This window comes from Salmonella sp. 32031103-2018-00083-FB-01-SM-01 (genome assembly GCF_017571995.1).
Classification (GTDB): domain Bacteria; phylum Pseudomonadota; class Gammaproteobacteria; order Enterobacterales; family Enterobacteriaceae; genus Salmonella; species Salmonella enterica.
Genome location: NZ_JAGEQL010000006.1, coordinates 77,465 through 104,458 on the forward strand (window position 1 = coordinate 77,465; position 26,994 = coordinate 104,458).

General features: G+C 52.6%; 28 protein-coding genes. 8 read left to right on the forward strand and 20 right to left on the reverse strand.

Annotated elements, in window-relative coordinates; genetic code table 11:
* Positions 1-75: 75 nt before the first annotated feature.
* From nuoB to lrhA, 4 genes are all read right to left on the reverse strand, one after another.
* A complete protein-coding gene (nuoB, locus tag J4614_RS17115; RefSeq protein ID WP_000386728.1) occupies positions 76-738 on the reverse strand; it encodes an NADH-quinone oxidoreductase subunit NuoB in 663 nt (220 codons plus the stop codon).
* A gap of 15 nt (positions 739-753) precedes the next feature.
* On the reverse strand, positions 754-1,197 hold the full coding sequence (gene nuoA, locus J4614_RS17120; protein ID WP_000062993.1) for an NADH-quinone oxidoreductase subunit NuoA: 444 nt from the start codon (positions 1,195-1,197) through the stop codon (positions 754-756).
* Between the two features lie 394 nt (positions 1,198-1,591).
* Positions 1,592-1,744, reverse strand: coding sequence for a hypothetical protein (locus tag J4614_RS17125; RefSeq protein ID WP_001121022.1), 153 nt, complete (start codon positions 1,742-1,744; stop codon positions 1,592-1,594).
* A 79-nt stretch (positions 1,745-1,823) separates the two neighbouring features.
* A complete protein-coding gene (gene lrhA, locus J4614_RS17130; protein WP_000606288.1) occupies positions 1,824-2,762 on the reverse strand; it encodes a transcriptional regulator LrhA in 939 nt (312 codons plus the stop codon).
* Between the two features lie 931 nt (positions 2,763-3,693).
* Here lrhA and alaA point away from each other — a divergent pair.
* A complete protein-coding gene (alaA, locus tag J4614_RS17135) occupies positions 3,694-4,908 on the forward strand; it encodes an alanine transaminase AlaA (protein WP_000074540.1) in 1,215 nt (404 codons plus the stop codon).
* 93 nt (positions 4,909-5,001) lie between these two features.
* Positions 5,002-5,601: a 5'-deoxynucleotidase gene (yfbR, locus tag J4614_RS17140; protein WP_000813882.1), complete on the forward strand. Its 600-nt coding sequence runs from the start codon at positions 5,002-5,004 to the stop codon at positions 5,599-5,601.
* A 91-nt stretch (positions 5,602-5,692) separates the two neighbouring features.
* Here yfbR and J4614_RS17145 read toward each other — a convergent pair whose 3' ends face one another.
* The 4 genes from J4614_RS17145 to yfbV form a co-directional block, all read right to left on the reverse strand.
* Complete coding sequence (locus J4614_RS17145) at positions 5,693-7,519, reverse strand: SLC13 family permease (protein ID WP_001012861.1); 1,827 nt, start codon at positions 7,517-7,519, stop codon at positions 5,693-5,695.
* 76 nt (positions 7,520-7,595) lie between these two features.
* Positions 7,596-8,273, reverse strand: coding sequence for a sugar phosphatase (locus tag J4614_RS17150; RefSeq protein WP_001555201.1), 678 nt, complete (start codon positions 8,271-8,273; stop codon positions 7,596-7,598).
* Positions 8,266-8,760 (reverse strand): YfbU family protein, encoded by a 495-nt coding sequence (locus J4614_RS17155; protein ID WP_000426135.1) that lies wholly within the window; start codon positions 8,758-8,760, stop codon positions 8,266-8,268. Before J4614_RS17155 ends, J4614_RS17150 begins: the two co-directional genes overlap by 8 nt.
* A gap of 81 nt (positions 8,761-8,841) precedes the next feature.
* Entirely contained in the window at positions 8,842-9,297 is a 456-nt protein-coding gene (gene yfbV, locus J4614_RS17160) for a terminus macrodomain insulation protein YfbV (RefSeq protein ID WP_023214995.1), read from the reverse strand.
* A 339-nt stretch (positions 9,298-9,636) separates the two neighbouring features.
* Here yfbV and ackA point away from each other — a divergent pair, with 339 nt between their 5' ends.
* From ackA to yfcC, 3 genes are all read left to right on the forward strand, one after another.
* Positions 9,637-10,839: an acetate kinase gene (ackA, locus tag J4614_RS17165; protein WP_000095689.1), complete on the forward strand. Its 1,203-nt coding sequence runs from the start codon at positions 9,637-9,639 to the stop codon at positions 10,837-10,839.
* Between the two features lie 76 nt (positions 10,840-10,915).
* Positions 10,916-13,060 (forward strand): phosphate acetyltransferase, encoded by a 2,145-nt coding sequence (pta, locus tag J4614_RS17170; RefSeq protein ID WP_000086690.1) that lies wholly within the window; start codon positions 10,916-10,918, stop codon positions 13,058-13,060.
* A gap of 216 nt (positions 13,061-13,276) precedes the next feature.
* Positions 13,277-14,797 (forward strand): putative basic amino acid antiporter YfcC, encoded by a 1,521-nt coding sequence (gene yfcC, locus J4614_RS17175; RefSeq protein WP_000117932.1) that lies wholly within the window; start codon positions 13,277-13,279, stop codon positions 14,795-14,797.
* Between the two features lie 48 nt (positions 14,798-14,845).
* Here the strand turns inward: yfcC and J4614_RS17180 are convergent, their stop codons facing one another.
* The 5 genes from J4614_RS17180 to J4614_RS17200 all read right to left on the reverse strand — a co-directional run bounded on the left by J4614_RS17180 (position 14,846) and on the right by J4614_RS17200 (position 18,827).
* Positions 14,846-15,799, reverse strand: coding sequence for a transketolase family protein (locus J4614_RS17180; RefSeq protein ID WP_000593025.1), 954 nt, complete (start codon positions 15,797-15,799; stop codon positions 14,846-14,848).
* Complete coding sequence (locus tag J4614_RS17185) at positions 15,792-16,622, reverse strand: transketolase (protein ID WP_001103257.1); 831 nt, start codon at positions 16,620-16,622, stop codon at positions 15,792-15,794. The genes J4614_RS17180 and J4614_RS17185 overlap by 8 nt, the downstream gene beginning before the upstream one ends.
* Positions 16,619-18,010 carry a PTS ascorbate transporter subunit IIC gene (locus J4614_RS17190; RefSeq protein WP_001542443.1) on the reverse strand — a complete coding sequence of 464 codons (1,392 nt, stop codon included), beginning with the start codon at positions 18,008-18,010 and terminating at the stop codon, positions 16,619-16,621. The genes J4614_RS17185 and J4614_RS17190 overlap by 4 nt, the downstream gene beginning before the upstream one ends.
* A 20-nt stretch (positions 18,011-18,030) precedes the next feature.
* The gene (locus J4614_RS17195; protein WP_000699818.1) at positions 18,031-18,303 is read right to left on the reverse strand and encodes a PTS sugar transporter subunit IIB; all 273 of its coding nucleotides are present in this window, start codon (positions 18,301-18,303) and stop codon (positions 18,031-18,033) included.
* 80 nt (positions 18,304-18,383) lie between these two features.
* Positions 18,384-18,827, reverse strand: a complete 444-nt coding sequence (locus J4614_RS17200; protein WP_000901810.1) for a PTS sugar transporter subunit IIA — start codon at positions 18,825-18,827, stop codon at positions 18,384-18,386.
* Positions 18,828-19,079: 252 nt separating this feature from the next.
* Between J4614_RS17200 and J4614_RS17205 the strand changes: the two genes are divergently transcribed.
* Positions 19,080-20,099, forward strand: coding sequence for a LacI family DNA-binding transcriptional regulator (locus J4614_RS17205; RefSeq protein WP_000026949.1), 1,020 nt, complete (start codon positions 19,080-19,082; stop codon positions 20,097-20,099).
* A gap of 5 nt (positions 20,100-20,104) precedes the next feature.
* Here the strand turns inward: J4614_RS17205 and yfcD are convergent, their stop codons facing one another.
* From yfcD to yfcF, 3 genes are read right to left on the reverse strand one after another with little or no spacing between them, the layout of a single operon-like run.
* On the reverse strand, positions 20,105-20,659 hold the full coding sequence (yfcD, locus tag J4614_RS17210; protein ID WP_000230214.1) for an NUDIX hydrolase YfcD: 555 nt from the start codon (positions 20,657-20,659) through the stop codon (positions 20,105-20,107).
* A gap of 56 nt (positions 20,660-20,715) precedes the next feature.
* Entirely contained in the window at positions 20,716-21,267 is a 552-nt protein-coding gene (yfcE, locus tag J4614_RS17215) for a phosphodiesterase (protein ID WP_000772458.1), read from the reverse strand.
* A gap of 55 nt (positions 21,268-21,322) precedes the next feature.
* Positions 21,323-21,967, reverse strand: a complete 645-nt coding sequence (yfcF, locus tag J4614_RS17220) for a glutathione transferase (protein ID WP_000043010.1) — start codon at positions 21,965-21,967, stop codon at positions 21,323-21,325.
* Between the two features lie 142 nt (positions 21,968-22,109).
* Between yfcF and yfcG the strand changes: the two genes are divergently transcribed.
* Positions 22,110-22,757 carry a GSH-dependent disulfide bond oxidoreductase gene (yfcG, locus tag J4614_RS17225; RefSeq protein WP_000566563.1) on the forward strand — a complete coding sequence of 216 codons (648 nt, stop codon included), beginning with the start codon at positions 22,110-22,112 and terminating at the stop codon, positions 22,755-22,757.
* 125 nt (positions 22,758-22,882) lie between these two features.
* Positions 22,883-23,776 (forward strand): TIGR01777 family oxidoreductase, encoded by an 894-nt coding sequence (locus J4614_RS17230; protein WP_001166274.1) that lies wholly within the window; start codon positions 22,883-22,885, stop codon positions 23,774-23,776.
* Positions 23,777-23,827: 51 nt separating this feature from the next.
* Here J4614_RS17230 and hisP read toward each other — a convergent pair whose 3' ends face one another.
* The 4 genes from hisP to hisJ all read right to left on the reverse strand — a co-directional run bounded on the left by hisP (position 23,828) and on the right by hisJ (position 26,970).
* Complete coding sequence (hisP, locus tag J4614_RS17235) at positions 23,828-24,601, reverse strand: histidine ABC transporter ATP-binding protein HisP (protein WP_001293591.1); 774 nt, start codon at positions 24,599-24,601, stop codon at positions 23,828-23,830.
* A 13-nt stretch (positions 24,602-24,614) separates the two neighbouring features.
* Positions 24,615-25,322, reverse strand: a complete 708-nt coding sequence (gene hisM / locus J4614_RS17240; RefSeq protein ID WP_000569771.1) for a histidine ABC transporter permease HisM — start codon at positions 25,320-25,322, stop codon at positions 24,615-24,617.
* Positions 25,319-26,005, reverse strand: a complete 687-nt coding sequence (locus J4614_RS17245; protein ID WP_000965498.1) for a histidine ABC transporter permease HisQ — start codon at positions 26,003-26,005, stop codon at positions 25,319-25,321. Before J4614_RS17245 ends, hisM begins: the two co-directional genes overlap by 4 nt.
* A 182-nt stretch (positions 26,006-26,187) precedes the next feature.
* On the reverse strand, positions 26,188-26,970 hold the full coding sequence (gene hisJ, locus J4614_RS17250) for a histidine ABC transporter substrate-binding protein HisJ (protein ID WP_079972599.1): 783 nt from the start codon (positions 26,968-26,970) through the stop codon (positions 26,188-26,190).
* Positions 26,971-26,994: the final 24 nt, after the last annotated feature.

A 26,994-nucleotide genomic window follows, 5' to 3' on the forward strand; every position in this document is an offset into this window, starting at 1 on the left:
CGTGGTGGTCGGCAGTGCTTCGCGCTATTAAAATAGTGGTTAGCGAAGTGAAGTGCTGCTGCCGACAGGCGCAAATTAAATCTCGTCCGGGGTACGCAGGTTCGTGACGGCAATACGCTCGCCGCGTTTACGTTCGCGTTCTGGCTGCATATTGGCGCGATACACGCCCTGATCGCCCACCACCCATGAGAGCGGACGGCGCTCTTTGCCAATCGATTCTTGCAGCAGCATCAACGCCTGCATATACGCTTCCGGACGCGGCGGACAGCCAGGGATATACACATCCACCGGGATAAACTTATCAACGCCCTGCACTACCGAATAAATATCGTACATGCCGCCGGAGTTGGCGCAGGCGCCCATAGAAATGACCCATTTTGGCTCCAGCATTTGGTCATACAGACGCTGAATAACCGGGGCCATTTTGGTAAAGCAGGTACCGGCCACCACCATCAGGTCAGCCTGACGTGGCGACGCACGCAGCACTTCCGCGCCGAAACGGGCGACGTCATGCACTGCGGTAAAAGAGGTCACCATCTCTACATAGCAGCAAGAAAGGCCGAAGTTGTAGGGCCAAATTGAGTTTTTACGGCCCCAGTTAACCATGTCATGCAGTTTGCCCATGAACACGTTTTTGTTAACTTCCTGCTCCAGGGGGTCAGTTACGATCTCCTGTTTTTGCAGGGGGTAACGGTCATTCTCACCGTTAGGATCTATGCGGGTGAGCGTATAATCCATCTTAATGCCTCGCGGTTAGCGTTGACGATTAGCGATACTGTTCGTTTCCGGGTTCATACGCTCGCGGCGTGAACGCGCGGGCGTCCAGTCCAACGCGCCAATACGCGCCAGATAAACCAGACCAGCCAGTAACACAAAAATAAAAATTGCAGCTTCCACAAAGCCAACCCAGCCGCTTTCGCGGATAGAAGTCGACCATGCGAACAGATACAGCGCTTCAACGTCGAAGATAACGAAGAACATGGCTACCAGGTAAAACTTGGCAGACAAGCGTAAGCGGGCGGTGCCGACCGAGTCGATACCTGATTCAAACGGAACGTTCTTGTGCCTCGCGCGTGCGCGACCGCCCAAAAACCAACCGCCTACCAGCATCAGGCAGCACAGGCCAATGGCAACGATAAGAAAGATAGCGAATGCCCAGTGATGAGCGATGACTTCAGTGGATGTTGACATACTCATTGCTTACTCATCAAAAGTAGCGCCAGTTTCTCTGCTCTTTACGGCAGATGGGCGCCACATCGATTCATGGGGAGGAATAAAAAAAACCCTACAATTACTGTAGAAAATGATAAAAACAGCTAATTGATGTGGTTTTTTACTCCTTTCTATAACCTTTTGTCAACTTTAACAAAAGTTCCTTCACATTAATTTACATCAATTCATCATCATTAACATTAAGTGCCATCCTGGAGAAAATGACTCTTCGACCAGGGGGGATTTTATGTTGTTGAATCGTGTCCGTTGTGAAGCAAAAGAAATAACACACATCTATTTTGACAGGAATTTGTGAAGATGCCTCCCCCTAAATGGGAGTATTTTCTTGATCTGTGACACGCTTTTGTTAATTCACCCCCTAAAACAGCAACAATTTCTCTAGTTTTTTAACATGCAAATTCATAAAATGAATGTTCTGGTTATTTTTTACCCACATTGAACTGCGAATCGCTACTGGCTGATTTACCGCAACTTTTACAATTTGTGCGGTTAAGCGCGTACAGATGGGCACAAAAAAAGAGCCACTGAGCGTTTTTTCATCGCCAGCGGCTCTTTTTTACATTTACGACTTAGCGCCTTTTGCCTGCGAGCTACTCAAAACCCCCTTCCACCATCAGCGGATCATCTCCGCCCTCTGCAGAAAACTGGTTGTAATGCCATGGGTTTTGATAACTTTCCATCGCATGGAAAATCACCATCGCCAGCTCGTTCTGGCTATTGGGATCGCGGCACAACAGATATTCCGTATCCGGCAAAGGCGGTAATCCGTCTGCAGCGCCCAGCACGCGAAGGTCGGGACTCATCATTTCGACAGGTCGAGCCGTTACGCCAAGACCGGCTTTAACGGCCGCACGTACCGCCGGTAATGTAGACGCCACATAGGCCAGCCGCCAGGGAATACCCGCTGCATTTAGCGTCTCCAGCACCATATCGCGGAATGGGCTGGGATCGTCCAGCAGGACTAGTGGTACAGGCTCTCCCCTTTGCAAAACATACTCAGCCGCACAATACCAATGGGTGGGCGAGGTCCGCAAATTCAGACAGTCCAGCGAATGAGGTTGGTTAGTCGTCACCACCAAATCTACTTCCTGCGATTTAACCATGTCCACCATATAGGCGTTGCGTTTTACCCGTACATCAAGCGCGAGTTTCGGATAAACCGAGCTGATTCGGCTAAGCAAAAAAGGCAGGATAGTATCAGCTGATTCATCAGAAGCGCCGATTGTTAACACTCCCTGAAGATTACTGAACATTAATGATGAACACGCCTCATCATTAAAACGCAGGATTTTTCTGGCGTACCCCAGAAGCTGGATACCGTGTTCGGTCAAAAGTTTGTTACGACCATGGCGGGCGAACAATTCCTTTCCCACGAGTTGCTCAAGACGCTGCATTTGCTGACTGACCGCAGACTGAGTACGACATACCGCCGCCGCCGCCGCGGCGAAGGTGTTCAGATCGGCAACGGCCACGAACGTTCTCAGCAGATCGAGATCGAGGTTAATTATCGGACGATTTGCATTTATCATAATTTTTCACTTACTGGCGGGTCATATCGGGCTGACCTGGTTAATGCTGTGCATTCAGAAACAAGCAATTCCATTTGTAATGTGCATCCTTCGCAGTACCGCCTGGTTACCCAGGTAAATGTTAGAATGTAATTGAAAATACGACCAAAACACTTCTCTTACTTACTGATATAATACCAAATGCAACTGATCGGGATATATCAAAGAGAATGTGTCATACCTTTAGGCGTCTACAGATTTCTGCTAATGATGGACGTGTAAATCTTGTAACAGCGTCAAATAGTTTACCGAGACGCACAGATACAAAAACAATATATTGAACAATAGGTTATGTATAAAATCGCGTCATGATAATTAGCAGACAACGCAGACTACGCCCCCGTTTCGGATCATTATCTTAACCTAAAACCGCTATATTTATAAGTATTATTACGAATAATCTTAACCTGGGATATGTTATACTAATCGGACCAGAAAGATATTATTACGACTTTAGTAAATGCTTTTTAAATATTAAATAATAATTAATTAAGATTTCTACCATTCATTAATTATACTTAACAATAGTTTCACACCCCCCGCCGCCGGAAAGGTCTAACCTTCTCATTTTACCTTTAATACTCAGTATTTCCGAAATAGCCAGCGCGACACTAATGATGAATGCTTATCTCTCATAAAACAGATAATTTCCAACAACATAAAAAACTACATTACGCGCAATCACATAGAATAAAACACTATACATACAAACAAAAATAGAAAATACATCTAACCAAATGATTTTATGAAGTTTTAAACAGTACGAAAGCGCGTTAAAAATAAACAAAATCTTCTTCTGTTCACTCTTCAAAACTCACCGTCGTGGGAGTACATTGTTTCGTGCTGACTTCCACGGCAGGGAGTGGCAATAACAGCTAAAAGGTCAAGATTCATGTCCCCCATTGAAAAATCCAGCAAACTCGAAAATGTCTGTTATGACATTCGTGGCCCCGTTCTGAAAGAAGCGAAACGCCTTGAGGAAGAAGGTAATAAAGTTCTTAAACTGAATATCGGCAACCCCGCCCCCTTCGGATTCGAAGCGCCGGACGAAATTCTGGTCGATGTCATTCGTAATTTGCCGACGGCGCAAGGATATTGCGACTCGAAAGGGCTTTATTCCGCCCGTAAAGCAATTATGCAGCATTATCAGGCCCGTGGAATGCGCGATGTAACCGTGGAAGATATCTATATCGGTAACGGCGTTTCCGAGCTGATCGTTCAGGCGATGCAGGCGTTGCTTAACAGTGGCGATGAAATGCTGGTTCCCGCGCCCGATTATCCGTTATGGACAGCGGCGGTATCGCTCTCCAGCGGCAAGGCGGTACATTATCTTTGCGATGAATCTTCCGACTGGTTCCCGGACCTTGACGATATCCGCGCCAAAATCACCCCACGTACGCGTGGTATTGTCATTATTAATCCAAACAACCCTACTGGCGCCGTCTATTCTAAAGAATTGTTGATGGAAATTGTCAACATTGCGCGCGAGCATAATCTCATCATCTTCGCCGATGAAATTTATGACAAGATTCTCTATGACGATGCCGAGCATCACTCTATCGCCGCACTGGCGCCTGATCTGCTGACCATCACCTTTAATGGTTTGTCTAAAACCTATCGCGTCGCCGGCTTCCGCCAGGGCTGGATGGTGCTGAACGGGCCGAAAAAACATGCGAAGGGCTATATTGAAGGGCTGGAGATGTTAGCCTCAATGCGCCTGTGCGCCAACGTCCCGGCGCAACATGCTATTCAGACCGCGCTCGGCGGCTATCAAAGCATTAGCGAATTTATTCTGCCGGGCGGCCGACTGTATGAACAGCGTAACCGCGCCTGGGAGTTGATTAACGATATCCCCGGCGTTTCCTGCGTAAAACCGCGCGGCGCGTTGTACATGTTCCCCAGGATCGACGCTAAACGTTTTAATATTCACGACGACCAGAAGATGGTGCTGGACTTCCTGCTACAGGAAAAGGTGCTGCTGGTACAAGGTACCGCCTTTAACTGGCCGTGGCCGGATCACTTCCGCATTGTGACGCTACCGCGTGAAGATGACCTGGAGATGGCCATCAACCGTTTTGGGCGTTTCCTCTCAGGTTACCATCAATAATCTTAAATTCAGGCTACTTCGGTAGCCTGAATTGCATCTTCATCTCCCTCCCCGCACAATGAAGTCTGCCGCAGTGAAAACAAAAGGTAATCTATGAAGCAGAGCCATTTTTTCGCCCATCTCTCCCGCATGAAGTTGATTAACCGCTGGCCGCTGATGCGTAACGTGCGTACGGAAAACGTCTCCGAACATAGTCTGCAGGTGGCGATGGTCGCCCATGCGTTGGCGGCGATAAAAAACCGTAAATTTGGCGGTCAGCTCAATGCTGAACGCATCGCGCTTCTGGCGATGTATCATGATGCCTCGGAAGTACTGACCGGCGATCTGCCGACGCCGGTAAAATATTTTAATTCCCAGATAGCCCAGGAATATAAAGCGATCGAAAAAATCGCCCAGCAAAAGCTGGTTGATATGGCGCCGGATGAATTGCGCGATATTTTCGCACCGCTTATTGATGAGAATGCCTGGAGCGAAGAAGAACAGGCAATCGTAAAACAGGCCGATGCGCTTTGCGCCTACCTGAAATGCCTGGAGGAGCTATCGGCGGGAAACAATGAGTTTGGCCTGGCAAAAACGCGGTTGGAAAAAACGCTGGAATTACGTCGCAGCCAGGAGATGGACTATTTTATGGCGGTGTTCGTACCAAGTTTCCATCTTTCTCTTGACGAGATAAGCCAGGATTCACCGCTTTAGTTGCCGGATGGCGGCTAACGCCTTATCCGGCCTACCGTTCTTCCCGTAGGCCTGATAAGCGCAGCGCCATCAGGCCTTTTCCTGTCTGGGGTTAAAACGGAAACAACATCGGAATCATCACAATACAAACCGCCATCACAATAAGCGTGAACGGCACGCCAAGCTTCACAAAATCGCTAAAGCTATAGTTTCCCGGCCCCAGAACCAGAGTATTGACCGGCGATGAAACCGGCGTCATAAAGGCGGCGGAGGCCGCCATCGCCACCGCCATCGCAAACGGATAGGGCGACACCCCCATCGATTTCGCCGCCGCCAGCGCAATCGGCGCCATCAGCACCGCCGTTGCCGTGTTAGAAATGAACAGTCCTATGACGGCGCACAGCACGAACAGGCATCCCAGCATCATATACGGCCCATAGCCGCCGCCGATATCCATTAACCCTTGCACGACCAGAGAGACGCCGCCGGTTTTTTGCAACGCCAGCGCAAACGGCATCATACCCACAATCAAGATAATGCTCGGCCAGTGGATCGCTTTATACGCGCTTTCAGCATCAATACAGCGAAATTTTCCCATCAGCAGGCAGGCGATAATCGCCGCGATCGGGTTGGGAATTTCATCGGTCAACATCAGCGCCACCATCAGTACCAGGCAGAAAATGGCGTGCGGCGCCTGGCTGTGCGCAGGAGAGGCTTCGCTGACCTCGACCGGCATATTCAGCACCACAAAGTCGCGGCCTTTTTGCCCCAGCAGGCTGATTAACTTCCAGTTCCCCACGACCAGAATGATATCGCCCATCAATAACGGCTCATCGGCCAGCGACCCTTCCAGCGCGACGCCGTCGCGTTTCAGGCCGACCACATTCAGCCCGTAACGTGTACGGAAGGCGATTTCACGCACCGACTTGCCAATCAGTTCAGACTCCGGAATAAGCGAAATTTCCGCCATCCCGACATCCAACGCCTGATCGGAAAAATATTCTCCTCGCAATACCATCGGTTCCAGCAGTTGCTCGGCGCAGAACTCTCTGAGGTCAACCTCCGCCGCCGACATATCAATCAGCAGAACGTCGCGAGCGCGAAACTCCGATACGCCGTTCACATTGACGATAACCCGCCGAAAGCGCCGCCAGCGTTCAACGCCGATGACATTGGCGCCGTAACGTTCGCGCAGTTTAAGGTCGTCCAGTCGCTGTCCCACCATCGGCGAACCGGGGCGAATCGCCAGACGGCGAGCGCGCCCCGTCAGACGGTACTCGCGGATAAGATCGCGGAAAGTGCGCCGCTTACCGGCCTGTTGTCCGGGCGCATCGCCTTTTAGCATGAAGCGCATCACCAGCATATAAACAATGCCGAGCGCTAACACCACTACCCCCAGCGGCGTCACACTAAAAAAGTTGAACCCGTGCAGGCCTTCACGCAGCAGTTCACTGTTAACCACCAGGTTCGGCGGCGTTGCCACCAGCGTCATCATTCCGCTGATAAGCCCGGCAAAACTCAGCGGCATCATCAGGCGCGAAGGCGAGGTCTGCATATGCATAGAAACGCTAAGAACAACGGGGATAAAAATCGCCACCACGCCGGTTGAACTCATGAAAGCGCCAAGTCCGGCGACGGTGATCATCAGTAAAACCAGCATTTTGATTTCACTGCTGCCCGCCATTTTAACCAGCCAGGTACCGACCACCGTAGCAACGCCGGTGCGCACGAGGCCGTCGCCAATAATAAATAAGGCGGCGATAAGAATGACATTCGGATCGCTAAAGCCGGAGAAGGCTTCCGGAAGGGTCAAGGTACCGCTAAGGACAAAAGCAACAATGACGAATAAAGCCACCGCATCCATACGTACTTTGCCCGTCGCAAACAACACGACGGCAATCGCCAGTAAAGAGAGAACCCAAATCAATTCACCGTTCACAACATATCCTTGTCAGATGAGAAGATAACGAGATTCTGCCATAAATATGCCCCGCCAAAGCGGGGCGATATCATGATCAGGTCTTTCTTAACACCACCACATCGCCGTTTGGTTGTTTAGCGACCGATAATTGCGTCAGGCTATCCAACGCAAAATCAACATCCGCCAGACGCGGCGTGTCGGCCGGCGCATTGACCGCAATGACGTGGCAGCCCGCAGCCAGTCCGGACAGCACGCCAGCCGGGGCATCTTCTACTACGACGCACTCCTGAGGGGCCAGGCCAAGCAGTTGTGCGCCCAGCAAATACGCATCCGGCTCCGGTTTGCCGCGTTTGACTCGTTCGGCGGTGACAAACACCTCTGGCGCTGGAAGGCCCGCGACCTGATGGCGCGCACGCGCGACCGGCATTGAACCGGAGGTGACGATAGCCCACGGAATGCCCGCTTTATTCAGGTGATTGAGTAAATCGACTGCCCCCGGCAGCGCGGTGATCCCTGCGGTTTCAGTGGCTTCTATTTGCTCCAGGCGCGTAAACTCAGCGGCAATTTCCGCCTCCGATTTACCCGCCATAAAATGCCGCAACGAGGTGATCGCCTGTTTGCCATGAATAAAGCCCAGCACCTCATCATGAGCAAGGTTAAAACGATCGGCCCAGCTACACCACGCGCGTTCGACGGCAGGTAATGAGTCAACCAACGTTCCATCCAGATCAAACAGAAAACCTTTACACTGCACGCGAGCCTCCTCAGGCATTAATGATTTGATTGATTTCATTCGCGCTCAGGTGGTACTGACGCGGGCAGGCATGCCAGACATTCAACATCCGCTGGTATTTTTCCCACATCGGCGTCTGGGCATTAAAGCCGTGCGTCCCGGCGTCAAAGTGAGTGTAGCGTCCTTCTATATTCACCATAAAACGGACATAGCCGAGGTAACGCGCTTCCGTCGCAGCGTCAAACCCCAGGAAGGTGACGCGACGTTCGTCGATGGCTTGCGTATCTTTGAGGTTGGTCCAGGAGACGTGCAGCGCATGGTACATCTCCATAATATCGATGATGGTACGACAGGTCTCTTCCGTCAGCTCGCCAAACTCGCGATCCAGCTCGCGCATCTGCAGGCCGTAGCCGCGTTCAATAATTGTTTGTAAGCGACGGTAACGCTCGGCGTTGGTGGGATCGAGCATCGTCATCATTTTGTACTGGTTAGACAAAATCAGACGTTGCGCGTTGGTCATTTCCATTTTGAACTCCTGTATCACGCTATGGCGATGAAAAAAGAAGGCATTGGTATGCCTTCTTTTATATGCGTAATCCGGGGTCAATTACAAATCATCCAGGAAAGTTTTATCCAGTTGTTTGAAGGCGCGCTTAAGCGTGTCAGCTAATGCCTGGTAATCCGGCTTTCCTTCTACCGGCGCCAGCGCTTGTCCAGCCTCCTGCAATTTACCGCGAACTTCGTAAAACCAGTTAAGGATTGAAGGCGGCAACGGCGTCACGGAACGTTTCCCTAACCACCATAATCCCTGCATAGGCAAGCTCAGGGCGAACAGGGCGGTCGCCACGGCCGGACCTAACTGACCGCCCAGTGCTATCTGCCAGCATAATGTAAAAACGGCGACAGGCGGCATAAATCGTATGGCATAGCGCGTCATACGAATGACGCGGTTTTCGATGAAAACGGGCGCCAGCCGTTTTTCCATCGGCCACGTCTTCGCGTAGTGCTGCCCCCGGCGAAATAAGCTAAAAAAATTTACGGAGCGATTATCCGGTGTCGACATGGCCTACCTCAACTTCACATATAAAATTTAAAAAATTTGTGCAAAACAACAACTGCGAGGGACAACGTTCAAAACATTTTGTCTTCGATACCCACTATCAGGTATCCTGTGTCGGCCTGTCAAAGGCCGGTAGTTTAAAATCATTGAGTCGTCAATATTACACATAGTATGCCATTGGCTGAAAAATACGCAAAATGGCATAGACTCAAAGGTATTTCTTCCATCATGCCCAAAAAAACTCCTGCGCATGATGTTAATCATAAATGTCAGGGCTATCATGCGCTACGCTCTATGGCTCACTGACGTTTTTTTAGCCACGTATCATAAATAGGTACTTCCATGTCGAGTAAGTTAGTACTGGTTCTGAACTGCGGTAGTTCTTCACTGAAATTTGCAATTATTGATGCAGTTAATGGTGATGAATACCTTTCTGGTTTAGCCGAATGTTTCCATCTGCCAGAAGCACGCATCAAATGGAAAATGGACGGCAGTAAACAAGAAGCGGCTTTAGGTGCAGGCGCCGCTCACAGTGAAGCGCTGAACTTTATCGTTAACACTATTCTGGCACAAAAACCAGAACTGTCTGCGCAGTTAACTGCAATTGGTCACCGTATCGTACACGGCGGCGAGAAGTATACCAGTTCCGTAGTCATTGATGAGTCCGTCATTCAGGGCATCAAAGATTCCGCCTCTTTCGCACCGCTGCATAACCCGGCTCACCTGATTGGTATCGCCGAAGCGCTGAAATCTTTCCCGCAGCTGAAAGATAAAAACGTTGCAGTATTCGACACCGCCTTCCATCAGACCATGCCGGAAGAATCTTACCTGTATGCCCTGCCGTACAGCCTGTATAAAGAACACGGCGTTCGTCGCTATGGCGCACACGGCACCAGCCACTTCTATGTAACTCAGGAAGCGGCAAAAATGCTGAACAAGCCGGTAGAAGAACTGAACATTATCACCTGCCACCTGGGCAACGGCGGTTCTGTTTCTGCTATCCGTAACGGTAAATGCGTGGATACCTCTATGGGTCTGACCCCGCTGGAAGGCCTGGTCATGGGTACCCGTTCCGGCGATATCGACCCTGCGATTATCTTCCACCTGCACGACACTCTGGGCATGAGCGTAGATCAGATCAACAAAATGCTGACCAAAGAGTCCGGTCTGCTGGGTCTGACTGAAGTGACCAGCGACTGCCGTTATGTCGAAGACAACTACGCCACCAAAGAAGACGCAAAACGTGCGATGGACGTTTACTGCCACCGCCTGGCGAAGTACATCGGTTCTTACACCGCTCTGATGGACGGTCGTCTGGATGCAGTCGTGTTCACCGGTGGTATCGGTGAAAACGCCGCGATGGTTCGCGAACTGTCTCTGGGTAAACTGGGCGTGCTGGGCTTTGAAGTCGACCACGAACGTAACCTGGCGGCCCGCTTCGGCAAATCTGGTTTCATCAACAAAGAAGGTACCCGTCCGGCGGTGGTGATCCCAACCAACGAAGAACTGGTTATCGCGCAGGACGCGAGCCGTCTGACTGCCTGATTTGACACCGCCAGCCTCGCTGGCGGTGCTGTTTTGTAACCCGTCTCCAAAAGACGGTAACGAAAGAGGATAAACCGTGTCCCGTATTATTATGCTGATCCCTACCGGAACCAGCGTCGGCCTGACCAGCGTCAGCCTCGGCGTCATCCGTGCTATGGAACGCAAAGGCGTTCGTCTGAGCGTCTTTAAGCCTATCGCCCAGCCTCGCGCTGGCGGCGATGCGCCTGACCAGACCACCACTATCGTTCGCGCGAACTCTACCCTGCCGGCGGCTGAACCGCTGAAGATGAGCCACGTTGAATCTCTGCTCTCCAGCAACCAGAAAGACGTGCTGATGGAAGAGATCATCGCGAACTACCATGCGAATACCAAAGACGCGGAAGTGGTGCTGGTTGAAGGTCTGGTTCCGACCCGTAAACATCAGTTCGCTCAGTCTCTGAACTATGAAATCGCGAAAACGCTGAATGCGGAAATCGTTTTTGTCATGTCTCAGGGGACCGACACGCCAGAACAGCTGAACGAGCGTATCGAATTGACGCGCAGCAGCTTCGGCGGCGCGAAAAACACCAACATCACCGGCGTTATCATCAACAAACTGAATGCGCCGGTTGATGAACAAGGCCGTACTCGCCCGGATCTGTCGGAGATCTTTGACGACTCTTCCAAAGCGCAGGTGATCAAAATCGATCCTGCTAAACTGCAGGAATCCAGCCCGCTGCCGGTTCTGGGCGCGGTGCCGTGGAGTTTCGACCTGATTGCGACCCGCGCTATCGATATGGCGCGTCACCTGAACGCCACCATCATTAACGAAGGCGATATCAAAACCCGCCGCGTTAAATCCGTCACGTTCTGCGCGCGTAGTATTCCGCATATGCTGGAACATTTCCGCGCAGGATCGTTGTTAGTGACCTCCGCTGACCGTCCGGACGTACTGGTCGCAGCTTGCCTGGCCGCGATGAACGGCGTAGAAATCGGCGCCCTGCTGCTGACCGGCGGCTATGAAATGGACGCGCGCATTTCTAAACTGTGCGAACGCGCATTCGCCACCGGTCTGCCGGTCTTTATGGTGAACACCAACACCTGGCAGACTTCACTGAGCCTGCAAAGCTTCAATCTGGAAGTCCCGGTTGATGACCATGAGCGCATCGAGAAAGTTCAGGAATACGTCGCGAACTACGTTAACGCTGACTGGATCGAGTCGCTGACCGCCACTTCCGAGCGTAGCCGTCGTCTCTCTCCGCCGGCGTTCCGCTACCAACTGACTGAGCTGGCGCGTAAAGCCGGTAAACGCGTAGTGCTGCCGGAAGGCGACGAACCGCGTACCGTCAAAGCGGCGGCAATCTGCGCTGAACGCGGCATCGCCACTTGCGTACTGCTGGGCAACCCGGATGAAATCAACCGTGTCGCGGCATCTCAGGGCGTTGAGCTGGGCGCAGGTATTGAAATCGTCGATCCGGAAGTGGTGCGTGAAAGCTATGTCGCTCGCCTGGTTGAGCTGCGTAAGAGCAAAGGCATGACCGAACCGGTTGCCCGCGAACAGCTGGAAGACAACGTGGTGCTCGGCACGCTGATGCTGGAGCAAGACGAAGTCGACGGCCTGGTTTCCGGCGCGGTTCATACCACCGCCAACACCATCCGTCCGCCGCTGCAGCTTATTAAAACGGCGCCGGGTAGCTCCCTGGTCTCTTCTGTGTTCTTTATGCTACTGCCGGAACAGGTTTACGTTTACGGCGACTGCGCAATCAACCCAGACCCGACTGCAGAGCAGCTGGCAGAAATCGCGATTCAGTCTGCGGATTCCGCCATTGCCTTCGGCATCGAACCGCGTGTGGCAATGCTCTCCTACTCCACCGGCACCTCTGGCGCAGGCAGCGACGTAGAGAAAGTACGTGAAGCGACGCGTCTGGCGCAGGAAAAACGTCCTGACCTGATGATCGACGGTCCGTTGCAGTACGACGCCGCGGTCATGGCTGACGTAGCGAAATCTAAAGCGCCGAACTCGCCGGTTGCGGGTCGCGCTACCGTGTTCATTTTCCCGGATCTGAACACAGGTAACACCACCTACAAAGCGGTACAGCGTTCTGCCGACCTGATCTCCATCGGGCCGATGCTGCAGGGTATGCGCAAGCCGGTGAACGACCTGTCCCGTGGCGCGCTGGTTGACGATATCGTCTACACCATCGCCCTGACGGCGATCCAGGCTTCTCAACAGCAGCAGTAACAGTAAAAGCCAATGCCGGATGGCGGCGTGAACGCCTTGTCCGGCCTACAGGGGAAATACCGTTGTAGGCCGGATAAGACGCGTTAGCATCGCCATCCGGCATTCTGCTATTTACCCTGCAAAGCGGAATTTTTTGCTTAACTGCGCTGCATCAATGAATAACTATTCCCTTCTTCTCATACTTAGCCTCTTGCTTTGCAACAGGGATAGTCTGTCATGTCTGTCGTTACAGAATCAAAAACAGCCAGAAAATGGGCAATGCCCGATACGCTGGTCATCATCTTTTTTGTCGCCATTTTAACCAGTATCGCCACCTGGGTCGTCCCCGTTGGGATGTTTGATAGCCAGGAAGTGCAGTATCAGGTCGATGGCCAGACAAAAACCCGCAAAGTCGTCGACCCGCACTCTTTTCGCATTGTGACCAATGAGGCCGGGGAAGCGCAGTATCATCGCGTACAATTTTTCACTACCGGCGATGAAAGACCAGGGCTGATGAATTTTCCGTTTGAAGGGTTAACATCCGGATCGAAATTCGGCACTGCCGTCGGCATTATTATGTTTATGTTGGTGATTGGCGGCGCATTCGGCATCGTGATGCGTACCGGCACCGTGGATAACGGCATTCTGGCGCTTATTCGCCACACGCGGGGCAACGAAGTCCTGTTTATTCCGGTGCTATTTGTCCTCTTTTCGTTAGGGGGCGCCGTATTTGGCATGGGCGAAGAGGCGGTCGCCTTTGCAATTATCATAGCCCCGCTGATGGTCAGGCTGGGCTATGACAGCATTACCACCGTCCTGGTGACCTATATCGCCACCCAAATTGGCTTTGCCAGTTCGTGGATGAACCCTTTCTGCGTAGTCGTCGCCCAGGGGATTGCCGGCGTGCCGGTACTTTCCGGCTCCGGGCTGCGTATTGTGGTCTGGATTGTCGCCACGCTGATTGGGCTGGTTTTTACGCTGGTCTACGCCTCACGCGTGAAAAAGAATCCGCTGCTTTCCCGCGTCCACGAATCCGATCGCTATTTCCGCGAACAGCAGGATGAAGTCGTCCAGCGCCCTTTCACCTTCGGTGACTGGCTGGTACTGCTGGTCCTGACCGGCGTAATGATTTGGGTCGTCTGGGGTGTGATTGTCCACGCCTGGTTTATTCCGGAGATCGCCAGCCAGTTTTTCACCATGGGCGTGGTGATCGGCCTCATCGGCGTTATCTTCCGCCTCAACGGTATGACGGTCAACGTGATGGCGTCCTCATTCACCGAAGGGGCGAGGATGATGATCGCGCCCGCCTTGCTGGTGGGTTTTGCCAAAGGCATTCTGCTGCTGGTCGGCAACGGCGAAGCCGGGGAACCCAGCGTGCTCAATACGCTGCTTAACAGTATCGCGCATGGCATCAGCGGGCTTAATAATGCTATCGCCGCCTGGTTTATGCTGCTCTTCCAGGCGGTATTTAATTTCTTTGTCACGTCCGGTTCGGGTCAGGCGGCATTAACCATGCCATTACTGGCGCCGCTCGGCGATCTGGTCGGTGTTAACCGTCAGGTGACTGTTCTGGCCTTCCAGTTTGGTGATGGCTTCAGCCATATTATCTATCCGACATCAGCTTCGCTGATGGCCACGCTGGGCGTGTGCCGGGTCGATTTTCGCAACTGGCTGAAAGTGGGAGCGTCGCTGCTGGGACTACTGTTTATTATGTCCAGCGTGGTCGTCATTGGCGCGCAGATGATGGGATATCATTGATCCAAAATGCCGGATGAGCATCAGCGCCATCCGGCAATATCTCCATGATTAAAGCAGTGATTTCGCGGCTTCTACAATCGCTGCGGCGGTGAGTCCGTACTCTTGTTGTAAGAAATCCTGCGTTCCTACCTGCCCATAACGCTCTTTGACGCCAACACGGCGCATCGGCACCGGGCAGTTTTCCACCAGCACTTCCGCCACCGCTGATCCCAGTCCATTATGGATGCTGTGGTTTTCACACGTGACGATACGCCGCGTTTTTTCCGCGTAGTTTTTCACCAACATGCGATCGATAGGCTTTAAGGTGAACATATCAATGACTGCGGCGCTCACGCCTTCCTGCTCCAGTTGGCGCGCCGCCTCCAGCGCCTCCGCCACCATAATGCCGTTGGCGATAAGCGTAATATCATCGCCCTCGCGCAGTACGTTGCCCTTGCCAATGGTAAAGGTAGAGCCTGGCGCATAGATACTCCGCGCCTGCTTACGGATGGTACGCAGCCAGTAAAAACCGTCCAGGTCCATTAGCTGGCGTAAAATATCCGCGAACATCACCGCATCCGTCACCTCCAGTACTACGGAGTGCGCCAGCCCGCGAACAATGCCCATATCTTCAAAAGACATATGGGTGCCACCGTTATGGCACGCTGTCACTCCGGCATCGGAGGCGATCACTTTGACGTTGTTACGCTGATAATCCAGCGCCATAAAGAGCTGATCAAAACAGCGACGGCTGGCAAAAGCGGTAAAGGTATGCACAAACGGTTTACGACCGGTCAGCGCCAGCCCCGCCGCAGTGCCAATCACATTCGCCTCCATAATACCGCAGTTAATGACATGCTGCGGGTAGTCACGCGCCACGCTGTCCATCGCCATTGAGCTCATTAAATCAGCCTCAAGCGCAATAATTGGGCTTCCGGCCTCAATCTGCCCGGCGACAAAACCGGCGTAAACTTTGCGCATTTCGATATCGTCTTTAAGCCCTGCGGGCGCAAGCTTAATCATGCATGACCTCCAGTTGATGAATGGCCTCATTGAGCGTCTGCTTCATGCCATCCGTCAGGCGTAAGTGGTGAGAATTCGTTAACTGCTCCAGGCATGGCACCCCCTGCCCTTTAATGCTGTCAAGGATCACTACCCTTGGCCGGGCATCAGCGGGCGGCACTGGCTGAACCACCGCCAGTAGTCCGGCGATATCATCGCCTTTGACAGTGACGACATCGAAACCAAACGCGCGGAATTTCCCTTCCAGATCGAATGGATTGATAATCTCCTCCAGCTCACCGTCAAGCTGCTGTTTGTTCCAGTCAATGAAAACGGTCAGATTATTCAGACGATGGTGGGCAATAAACTGAAACGCCTCCCAGCACTGCCCTTCATTGAGCTCCCCATCACCGACAATGCAAAATACCCGGTTGGGTCGCCGCGCCAGTTTATGCGACAAAGCCATTCCGCCCGCAATAGAGATGCCCTGTCCCAGTGAGCCGGTCGTGGCATCCACGCCGCGCGTTTTTAGCCGATCCGGATGGCTGGGAAGACGGGTGCCGTTCTGGTTAAGCGTATTCAGCTCTTCGAGCGGGAAATAGCCTTTAATCGCCAGGGTACTGTACAACGCGGGGCCCGCATGGCCTTTCGACAGCACGAAGTAATCGCGCTCCGGCCAGTCCGGGTCGGCAGGGTCGATTTTCATCACCGCGCCGTACAGAACCGCCAGAGTTTCCACTACCGACATGCTGCCGCCATAGTGACCAAAGCCAAGATGGTTTAAGGATTTGAGCGTGGCGACGCGAATGTCGCGCGCCAGTTGGGTGATTTCGGTTACGTTCATTCTTTCGCTCCGCTATTTTCCTGCACTTCGGCATTCACTTTTTTGTTTTTGGCCAGCACGTTGTACGCCACCAGTAGCGCGAATAGCGCCACCACCAGCCCCGTGATAGCCATCGGCGACAGATAACGCGCCAGGTTGCCCAGCAAAATACCGATTACGCCAAAGTCAGCATCCGAGAACGTGGTATTGGCGAAGCCGATCGCGCCGAGAACCGGCAGTAACAGCACTGGCAGGAAAGTGATTAATAGACCATTAGCAAATGCGCCGATCATCGCCCCGCGGCGACCGCCGGTGGCATTGCCAAAGACGCCTGCGGTCGCGCCGGTAAAGAAGTGCGGCACAACGCCAGGCAGGATTAACACAAGCTTCATCTGTCCAAGCAGGAACAGCCCCACCAGCCCGCCGAGAAAACTGAACAGGAAGCCAATCAGTACCGCGTTAGGGGCATAGGGATACACCACCGGGCAGTCCAGCGCCGGACGCGCGTTTGGCACCAGTTTTTCTGAAAATCCGGTAAAGGCCGGAACAATTTCCGCCAGAATCAGACGGACGCCTTGCAGAATGATGAATACGCCGGCGGCGAAGGTGATTGCCATGATGATGGCGTACACCAGATAGTTTTGCCCGCCGCTAAACGTCGCTTCAACATACTCACGCCCTGCGCTGACTGCCATGATCAGATAGATAATCATCATGGTCAGCGAAATCGAGATAGAACTGTCGCGTAAAAAACTGAGGTTTTTCGGCAGGTTCATCTCTTCCGTGGAGCGGGAGCCTTTACCACATAGGCTGCCAATCCAGCCGGAAAGCACATATCCCAGGGTACCGAAGTGACCAAACGCAATGTCATCGGTACCGGTAATCCGCCTCATATAACGTTGGGCCAACGCCGGGAAGAAGGCCATCACCAGCCCCAGGATTAGCGATCCGGTGAAGACCAGCCCTACGCCCTCAAACCCCGCCACGGTCAGGATTACGCCAATCATACAGGCCATGTAAAAGGTGTGATGCCCGGTCAAAAAGATATATTTAAGACGCGTAAAGCGCGCCACGACAATATTGGCCACCATACCAAATGCCATAATTAACGCCGTGGACGCGCCATATTTCTCCAGCGCGATTGAAACTATCGCTTCATTATTAGGAATAATGCCCTGAATATTAAAAGCGTGTTCAAACATACCCCCTAGCGGATTTAATGAACCCACCAGTACGGTTGCGCCGCCGCCAAGCACAATAAAACCTAAAATGGTTTTAATCGTGCCTTTTACCACATCGGAAAATGCTTTTTTCTGCGCCACCAGACCAATCAGCGCAATTAATCCTACAAGCACCGAGGGCACTTTTAAAATATCAACAACAAAATTCAGCGTTTCAAGGATAAACATATCCACCTCGCCAGCAATAATTATTGTTTAGCGAACCATGCGCGCAGCTGCGTTTCCAGTTCGTTGATGTCGATGATGTTATTGATCACCACCAGTTGGCTTTCCGGTACGCTAGCGCTGGCCGCAATATCTTTGGCCATTACAAAAAGATCGGCGGCCCCGGGCGTGGCCGATGAGAGATCGGAGTGTTCCACTTCAGCGTCAATATTGAGTTTCTTTAATACTTTTTTAATGTTCATTTCTACCATAAAACTACTACCCAGGCCGGAACCGCAAATTGCCATGATTTTCATTATTGTCACCTTTTAAAAGTAGAGTTGGTCTGCATCACGCACGGGCGTAATGTTATTTACCGCAAGAAAATGGAATAAAATCAGAAACGGTCAATAATCGTTTTAATGTCCTCCAGGTTTTTTGCCTGATGTAATTTTTCCATATCTACATCACTGGAAAATAATTCCGCCAGCGCCGATATCATTTCGATATGACTGTGCTTATCAGGCGCCGCCAGCATAATAATGATGTCAACCGGATCGAATTCGTCTGCGCCAAATGAAACGCCGCGCTGTAGTTTCAGTAACGATAAACCTAACCCTTTCGCCCCCTCTTCCGGCCTCGCATGCGGCATCGCTAACCCTGGCGCTAATACATAATACGGCCCAAGCTTTTGGTGCTGCTGAACAATCGCCGTAATGTATTCCGGTGCGATAACACCTGCGTCCAGCAGGGGTTTGCCGCAAATTTCCAGCGCCTGCGGCCACGTTTCCACGCTCTCCTGTAGCGTGATGGTTGCGTCAGATAACCAGGTTCCCAGCATGTTATTCGCCCCCACGGTGTATGAAATTATGAACAAACTTTATTCAAGCCATTCGATATTAGCTGCGATCGTTATCACAAAGATAGCGCTACCAGCGACTATTACTCAGAATTGTGATAGCGCTATCAAATTAAAATCATGGTGTGAAATCACAGCAAAAAAGCGGATTTAAGGCGTATACTGCCAATTATGCGAAGCAAAGAACGACAATAAAAAAGCATCTCAACATGTTGTAATGACGCAGGAATTTGTATGTCGATACCCCGTAAACGGCGCAGTACCGGTAAAGTGACTATCGCCGATGTAGCCCAACTTGCCGGTGTAGGCACGATGACCGTATCACGAGCCTTACGCACGCCGGAACAGGTCTCTGATAAACTCCGGGAAAAAATCGAAGCGGCAGTGCATGAGCTGGGCTATATGCCTAATCTCGCCGCCAGCGCGCTGGCGTCTGCCTCCTCGCACACCATCGCGATGGTCGTACCGAACCTTGCGGAAGCGGGGTGTTCTGAAATGTTCGCCGGGCTGCAACAAATTTTACAGCCCGCTGGCTACCAGATTATGCTGGCGGAATCGCAGCATCGCGTGGAACAAGAGGAGAAGCTGCTCGAAACGCTGCTGGCCTCCAACATTGCCGCGGCGATTCTGCTTAGCGTCGAACATAGCACTACCGTGCGCCAGTGGCTGAAAAATGCCTCTATCCCGGTGATGGAGATGGGCGCGATTCGCAGCGATCCTATTGATATGAATATCGGTATTGATAACGTTGCGGCAATGTATGAGCTGACGGAAATGCTGATTCAGCGCGGTTATCAGAATATCGGGCTGCTATGCGCCAATCAGGAGCAGTGGATTTTTCAGCAACATCTGCACGGCTGGTACAAAGCGATGCTTCGCCACCATATGTCGCCAAACCGGGTGATTAATGCCGCCTTGCCGCCCAATTTTTCTACCGGCGCGTCGCAACTGCCGGAGTTTTTACTGGCGTGGCCGGAGCTGGACGCGCTGGTATGCGTATCGGATGAGCTGGCCTGCGGCGCGTTATACGAGTGCCAACGACGGCGGATCAAAGTTCCGGACGATTTAGCGGTGGTCGGGTTTGGTGATAGCGATGTCAGCCGGGTCTGCCAGCCGCCGTTAACCACAATGGCCGTACCGCACCGTAAGATTGGCAGTGAAGCCGGACGGGCGCTGTTGGAAAGGTTAAATCAGGGAAACTGGAGCGATCGAAAATCCATCGCCTCCAGTTTATGTATGCGGGAAAGCTGCTAAAACGCTTATTCCGTCTCTTCCGGTTTCTCCTGGAGCGCGGCTTCGTTTTTGGCGTTGCGGGTCATCCACAGCGCCAGCGCTTTGAGCGAGTCCGGCGTAAACTCATCACAGCGCGCGGTGATCTCCTCCGGAGTCAGCCAACACACTTCGCTGACTTCATCTTCCTGAAGCGCGAAAGGCCCGTGGGAAACGCAGCTAAACAGAGCGCCCCAAACCCGGCAATGTGGGTCTTCAAAGTAAAACAGACCGTGTTCGGCAAACGGCACGCCTGCAATACCCAACTCTTCTTCCGCTTCGCGGCGGGCAGATTCCAGTAGCTGCTCATCAGCCTGGACCACGCCGCCTGCGGTAGCATCTAACATACCGGGCAAAAAATCTTTTGTTTCGGTACGACGCTGCACCAGAATTTTACCCATACCATCATGAACGACGATATACGTCGCACGATGCCGTAAGCGTTGCGCACGCATCTGTTCCCGGCTGGACTGTGCAATGACTTCATTGTCTTCATTCACAATATCCACCCATTCCGTACTTGCCAAACGACGCTGTTCCACCATCAGGAAACCTTCTTATTTCTGGCGCTCTTACGGCGCATTTACGTTTGTGAGGTAAATTACGAGTTAATTGCAACCTGCGCAATGATACTTTGATCATTGAGTGCGATTACGCTCAACACATTATCATCCAGAATACCGTAGCTTGCCGCATACCCGCCTTTCGGGATGCTCACTGACCCAGGATTAAAGTGATACAGTCCTTCCTGCTGTTGCGCCACCGGCAGATGCGTATGACCATAGACCAACACATCGCCAGTATGCAGAGCGGGCAGATTCGTCGGCCCGAAGAGGTGCCCATGCGTTAAAAATAGCCGCCTCTCTTGCGTCAATATTTGCTGCCACGGCGCTGTTATCGGGAAATGCAGCAGCATCTGATCCACTTCGCTATCGCAGTTGCCGCGCACGGCAATGATTTGCGTCGCCACCGCGTTCAGGCGTTCGGCGACCTGGGCGGGCGCATAGCCTTCAGGCAGCGCATTGCGCGGCCCGTGGTTAAGGACATCGCCTAATATCACCAGCCAACGCGCGCCGCTTTGCGCGAACCGCTCAAGCACGCGTTCCGTGGCGGGTAAAGAACCATGAATGTCCGATGCGAACATCAGTTTCATCGCTCACTCCTCGTTGTGAAAAACGGCGTTATGATACTGGAATATGAATAGATTTTCAGCCTGAACGCTTCGAGGAAAGCGCAATAAAACGCTGTACGGAAGCACGCTGCCACTGGAATGTCGCATACGCCGCCAGCGACGCCGGCACGTCATCGCCATGCAGCGCCAGACGATTGATCATCAATGCCAGATCGGTATCGGCAATGCACCATTCACCAAATAAATTTTGCGTCCCCTGCCCCAATAGCGCTTCAGCCGTCGCAAACAGTTTTGCCGCGCTGGCTTTTCCAGCCTCGCTTAGCGGCGCTTTTTTCGCCCCGGCAAACACCACGTCGGTAGGCCGTTCTTCGCGAAGCGGCAGTAAATCGCTGCGTAGCCACGCCTGAATCTGTCGCGCGCGGGCGCGTTTTTGTAAATCGTGCGGGTAGATACGCTCCCACTGCGGCGGCGCGAAACGCTCCTCCAGGTATTCCGCAATAGCGGACGACTCGCTCAGCTCAAAATTGTCGGCCTCAAGCACCGGTACGCGCTGCGTCAGCGCATATCCCCGCCAGCCAGGTTGCAGATGTTCTCCCTGGTCCAGATCGCGGGTTTTCAGAGTAAAGGAAAGCCCTTTTTCTTGTAATGCCACCCAGGCGGACAAGACGTAGGGAGAGAAAAAGTTCGCATCCGACCACAGCACAATAACAGGCTTACTCATAATGTCCTCTTGAGGGCGTATTAGGTTTCTTCCCAAAATATAGCGTCTTTCGCCTGCTGTCACCTGATGAAAACTCACACACATCAGGAGGCTTTCTATACTTAATTCAGCCCAGACTCTTTACGCATATGCAGGAGCCAAAATGATTGACCTTTACTACGCCCCCACGCCCAACGGGCATAAAATAACGCTGTTTCTGGAAGAGGCGGAGCTGGCGTATCGTTTGCTAAAAGTAGATATCAGCAAGGGCAATCAGTTTCGCCCTGATTTTTTGGCTATCTCTCCCAATAATAAAATTCCTGCCATCGTCGATCACGCCCCGGCAGACGGCGGTCAACCGCTTAGTCTTTTTGAATCCGGCGAAATTCTTCTCTACCTGGCGGAAAAAAGCGGCAAACTGCTTAGCGGGGAGCTGCGTGAACGCCATACCACGCTGCAATGGCTGTTCTGGCAGGTCGGCGGGTTAGGGCCGATGCTGGGCCAGAATCACCACTTTAACCACTTTGCGCCGCAGGCCATCCCCTATGCGATTGAACGCTATCAGGTTGAAACGCAACGCTTATACAACGTCCTGAATAAACGCCTGGAAACCTCCCCGTGGCTGGGCGGCGACCACTACAGTATTGCGGATATCGCCAGTTGGCCGTGGGTTAACGCACATCAGCGTCAGCGAATCGATCTTGATACCTACCCGGCGGTGTATAACTGGTTTGAACGCATTCGCACGCGTCCTGCGACAGCGCGCGCACTGTTACAAGCGCAACTGCACTGTAACAGTACGAAAGCGTAACGCGGTAGCATACATCATGTATGATGTAGAGGTGTATACACGGAAAAAACCTGCGTCCGGCACCCTTATTCGTATTAAAAACCTGACATTAGGGAAGAGGAAATCCTCCCTACTCTGGAGGTCATATGCAGATTCTGATTACCGGCGGTACGGGCCTGATAGGGCGTCATCTCATTCCCCGGCTGTTAACACTGGGGCACCAGGTGACGGTCGTTACGCGCAATCCCGATAACGCGCGTCAGATTCTCGATTCCAGAGTGACATTATGGAAAGGGCTGGCGGAACGTGAGCACCTCAATGAGATTGATGCCATCATCAATCTGGCGGGCGAACCGATTGCCGACAAGCGCTGGACGTCGCAACAAAAAGAACGGTTGTGCCAAAGCCGCTGGGCTATCACGCAAAAGTTGGTGGATTTAATTCATGCCAGCGCTACGCCGCCCTCGGTGTTGATATCCGGCTCCGCCACGGGCTATTACGGCGATCTGGGCGACGTTGTCGTCACTGAAGATGAGCCGCCGCACAACGAATTTACGCATAAACTTTGCGCCCGCTGGGAACAGATTGCCTGTCGTGCGCAGAGCGACCAGACCCGCGTCTGCCTGCTGCGTACCGGCGTTGTCCTGGCGCCGCAAGGCGGGATTCTGGGGAAAATGGTTCCGCCGTTTCGCCTCGGGCTCGGCGGTCCGGTGGGTAATGGTCGGCAATATCTGGCCTGGATTCACATCGACGATATGGTCAACGGCATCCTGTGGCTGCTGGATAACGATCTTCGCGGTCCCTTCAATATGGTCTCGCCGTATCCCGTCCATAATGAGCATTTTGCTCATGCGCTGGGTCGCGCGCTGCGCCGTCCGGCGATTATTCGCATTCCGGCGACGGCAATTCGCTTATTGATGGGAGAGTCGTCAGTGCTGGTGCTGGGCGGACAGCGGGCGCTGCCAAAACGGCTTGAAGCCGCCGGATTCGCATTTCGCTGGTATGATTTAGAAGAGGCGCTGGCGGATGTGATTCGCTAGTTCCCAAAGCGCCGTATCCTGCCCGGTGAGCGATGCGCCGCCGGGCTTCTTTTATTTCAGCGAGCCTTTCAGGAATTGCTGTAAACGCGGGCTTTGCGGATTGCCGAACACCTGCTCCGGATCGCCCTCTTCTTCAATTTTCCCCTGATGCAGAAAAATAACGTGCGAAGAGACATGGCGAGCGAAGCCCATTTCATGCGTGACCACCACCATCGTTTTGCCTTCTTCCGCCAGTTGTTGCATGATGCGCAACACTTCGCCGACCAGTTCAGGATCGAGTGCCGATGTGGGTTCATCGAACAGTAAAACGTCAGGTTCCATCGCCAGCGCGCGCGCAATAGAAACGCGCTGCTGTTGGCCGCCGGAGAGATGGACGGGATATTTGCCCTGAGCGCGCTCATCAATCCCCACCTTCGCCAGATATTTCAACGCCCGCTCGCGCGCGTCGTGCTTGCTTAATCCCAGTACCTGAATCGGCGCTTCCATCACATTTTCCAGCACCGTCATGTGGCTCCAGAGGTTGAAGTGCTGAAACACCATCGTCAGGCGGGTACGCAACAAGCGTAGCTGATTTTTATCCGCCACTTTGAGCTGCCCGTCTTTGTCGCGCACCAGATTAATGTTCTGACCGTTCACGATAATCGCGCCTTCGCTCGGTTTTTCGAGGAAGTTAATGCAGCGCAAAAAAGTGCTTTTACCGGAGCCGGACGAGCCGATGATGCTAATCACATCTCCGGCGCGGGCCTGCAGCGATACCCCTTTCAGCACTTCATGACCGCCGTAGCGTTTGTGCAAATCGATAACGTGTAATTTATTTTCTGACATCATGTTACTCGAATTATTTAGAGGACACGTGCTGCAACCAGCGTCTTTCCGCCCGACGGAACAGGCTTATCAGGACATACGAAATGAGTAAATACAACACGGCGGCAATGCCAAACGCGGTAAACGGCTGGTAAGTCGCTGAGTTAATATCGCGGGCGATTTTCAACAAATCCGGCACCGTCGCGGTAAACGCCAGCGCCGTAGAGTGCAGCATTAAAATCACTTCGTTGCTGTAGGCAGGCAAGGCGATGCGTAATGCCGACGGCAAAATAATGCAGCGATACATTTTAAATGACGAGAAGCCATAGGCCCGTGCCGCTTCAATTTCACCGTGCGGCACCGAGCGAATCGCCCCGGCGAAAATTTCCGTGGTGTACGCGCAGGTATTCAGCGTCAGCGCCAGTACGGTACAGTTCAGTCCGCTGCGGAAAAACGCGTTAAGAAGATCGGTGCCTTTGACTATCTCCAGCGTATACATCCCCGAATAGAACACCAGTAGCTGTACGTACAGCGGCGTGCCGCGAAAAATATACGTAAACAGCCAGATGGGAAAACGGATGAATTTATTACTGGAAACGCGACCTACCGCCAGAATCACCGCCAGAAGACCGCCCATCACCACCGATGAAATTAACAGCCACAGCGTAATCGCCACGCCGGTAAAACGATAGCCATCCGTCCACAGCAGGGATTTCCAGTACTCCTGAATGATCTCAATCACAAATCGGCCCTCTTCACGCCCACGGAATAGCGACGCTCAAGTAAGAGCAGCACACCATTGGAAACGGTGGTAAATACCAGGTAGATAAGTCCACAGACCACGGCAAAATAGAAAGGCTCCCAGGTGCTTTTACCGGCAAGCTGCGTGGCTTTGACGACATCTTCCAGACCCAGCAGCGACACCAGCGCCGTCGCTTTGAGTATCACCTGCCAGTTATTGCCGATCCCCGGCAGGGCGTAACGCATCATCGCCGGGAACATAATCCGCCGGAAGGTTTGCCCGTGGGTAAAACCAAAGGCCGTCGCCGCCTCGATATGGCCTTTCGGCACCGCCATAAACGCGCCGCGAAAGGTTTCGGTAAAATAGGCGCCGTAGATGAAACCAAGGGTGATAATACCGGCCACCATCGGATCAATATCTATCTGGTCGATACCCAGCGAATCGGTCACCACGTTAAGCGCGATTTGCAATCCGTAAAATATCAGCAGCATTAAGACCAGATCCGGCACCCCGCGAATCAGGGTGGTGTACCCTTCAAAAATAAGCCCCGTTACCCGGTTTTGCGAAAGCTTCGCCCCCGCGCCGACGAGACCAATAAGCACGGCCAGCACAACGGAACTGAGCGCCAGTTCCAGCGTGACGATCGCGCCCTGTAAAATTACGCCTGAAAACCCGTACAACATGCAGCCTGTCCTGTTGTGTGTGGTGAAGTAAGAAGCCTCTTTTGCATTTTTGCCTCACATCACGCCGGATGGCGGCTGTGCCTTGCCCGGCCTACGATGCTCCCCGTAGGCCTGACACGCACAGCGCCATCAGGCAATGCAGACAGTCAACATTCTTTGGGCTTTATCTGCACCGACGGTGATTAACCGCCATAAACATCAAAATCAAAGTACTTTTTCGCCAGCTTTTCGTAAGTACCGTCAGCACGCATTTCAGCAAAGGCTTTGTTCAGCGCTTCGCGCAGCTCGTTATCCTCTTTGCGCAGCCCCATACCGGTTCCTACGCCGAATAACTTCTCATCTTTCACCGCCGGGCCGCCGAATTTATAGTCTTTTCCGACAGGCTGTTTAAGGAAACCTTCGCTGGCCGCGACCTCATCCTGGAACGCCGCATCAATACGGCCAGCCGTCAGATCGGAATAAATGTTGTCCTGCCCCTGGTAAGAGACGATCTCAATCTCTTTCGGCGCCCAGTGCTCATTGCCGAAGGTCTCCTGCGTCGTCCCCTGTAGCACGCCGACGCGCTTGCCTTTCAGCGACGCGACGGTTGGCTGAATATCAGAGTTCTTCGCCACCACCAGACGGGAATCAGCGGCGTAAAGCTTGTCGGTAAACGCGATTTCCTGCTGGCGCTTTTCAGTGATGGACAGCGAGGACATGATGGCATCAATTTTCTTCGCTTTTAAAGACGGAATCAGCGCATCCAGCGGGTTTTCCACGAACGTACACTGTGTGTTGATACGTTTGCACAGCTCTTTGGCCAGATCGATATCAAAGCCGACCAATTCACCTTGTGCATTTTTGGATTCAAACGGCGCGTATGTAGGATCGGTACCGATACGAATCTTTTGTGGAATAGCGGCAAATGCTGCGGTAGCGCTGGAAAATGCCAGCACCAGAGAAAGGGATAACGCCAGTTTTTTCATAACTATCCTCAACAGACTGTCTTT

Excerpts from the sequence above, each read along its gene's own strand:
- alaA (WP_000074540.1), top strand. The coding sequence starts at position 3,694 with ATGTCCCCCATTGAAAAATCCAGCAAACTCGAAAATGTCTGTTATGAC.
- J4614_RS17180 (WP_000593025.1), bottom strand. The coding sequence starts at position 15,799 with ATGATTAAGCTTGCGCCCGCAGGGCTTAAAGACGATATCGAAATGCGC.
- J4614_RS17150 (WP_001555201.1), bottom strand. The coding sequence starts at position 8,273 with ATGCCTGAGGAGGCTCGCGTGCAGTGTAAAGGTTTTCTGTTTGATCTG.
- yfbV (WP_023214995.1), bottom strand. The coding sequence starts at position 9,297 with ATGTCGACACCGGATAATCGCTCCGTAAATTTTTTTAGCTTATTTCGC.
- hisP (WP_001293591.1), bottom strand. The coding sequence starts at position 24,601 with ATGTCAGAAAATAAATTACACGTTATCGATTTGCACAAACGCTACGGC.
- lrhA (WP_000606288.1), bottom strand. The coding sequence starts at position 2,762 with ATGATAAATGCAAATCGTCCGATAATTAACCTCGATCTCGATCTGCTG.
- yfcD (WP_000230214.1), bottom strand. The coding sequence starts at position 20,659 with ATGGTGGAACAGCGTCGTTTGGCAAGTACGGAATGGGTGGATATTGTG.
- J4614_RS17155 (WP_000426135.1), bottom strand. The coding sequence starts at position 8,760 with ATGGAAATGACCAACGCGCAACGTCTGATTTTGTCTAACCAGTACAAA.
- yfbR (WP_000813882.1), top strand. The coding sequence starts at position 5,002 with ATGAAGCAGAGCCATTTTTTCGCCCATCTCTCCCGCATGAAGTTGATT.
- nuoA (WP_000062993.1), bottom strand. The coding sequence starts at position 1,197 with ATGAGTATGTCAACATCCACTGAAGTCATCGCTCATCACTGGGCATTC.
- J4614_RS17185 (WP_001103257.1), bottom strand. The coding sequence starts at position 16,622 with ATGAACGTAACCGAAATCACCCAACTGGCGCGCGACATTCGCGTCGCC.
- J4614_RS17230 (WP_001166274.1), top strand. The coding sequence starts at position 22,883 with ATGCAGATTCTGATTACCGGCGGTACGGGCCTGATAGGGCGTCATCTC.
- yfcE (WP_000772458.1), bottom strand. The coding sequence starts at position 21,267 with ATGAAACTGATGTTCGCATCGGACATTCATGGTTCTTTACCCGCCACG.
- J4614_RS17245 (WP_000965498.1), bottom strand. The coding sequence starts at position 26,005 with ATGTTGTACGGGTTTTCAGGCGTAATTTTACAGGGCGCGATCGTCACG.
- J4614_RS17200 (WP_000901810.1), bottom strand. The coding sequence starts at position 18,827 with ATGCTGGGAACCTGGTTATCTGACGCAACCATCACGCTACAGGAGAGC.
- J4614_RS17190 (WP_001542443.1), bottom strand. The coding sequence starts at position 18,010 with ATGTTTATCCTTGAAACGCTGAATTTTGTTGTTGATATTTTAAAAGTG.
- yfcC (WP_000117932.1), top strand. The coding sequence starts at position 13,277 with ATGTCTGTCGTTACAGAATCAAAAACAGCCAGAAAATGGGCAATGCCC.
- yfcG (WP_000566563.1), top strand. The coding sequence starts at position 22,110 with ATGATTGACCTTTACTACGCCCCCACGCCCAACGGGCATAAAATAACG.
- J4614_RS17205 (WP_000026949.1), top strand. The coding sequence starts at position 19,080 with ATGTCGATACCCCGTAAACGGCGCAGTACCGGTAAAGTGACTATCGCC.
- ackA (WP_000095689.1), top strand. The coding sequence starts at position 9,637 with ATGTCGAGTAAGTTAGTACTGGTTCTGAACTGCGGTAGTTCTTCACTG.
- hisJ (WP_079972599.1), bottom strand. The coding sequence starts at position 26,970 with ATGAAAAAACTGGCGTTATCCCTTTCTCTGGTGCTGGCATTTTCCAGC.
- J4614_RS17195 (WP_000699818.1), bottom strand. The coding sequence starts at position 18,303 with ATGAAAATCATGGCAATTTGCGGTTCCGGCCTGGGTAGTAGTTTTATG.
- nuoB (WP_000386728.1), bottom strand. The coding sequence starts at position 738 with ATGGATTATACGCTCACCCGCATAGATCCTAACGGTGAGAATGACCGT.
- yfcF (WP_000043010.1), bottom strand. The coding sequence starts at position 21,967 with ATGAGTAAGCCTGTTATTGTGCTGTGGTCGGATGCGAACTTTTTCTCT.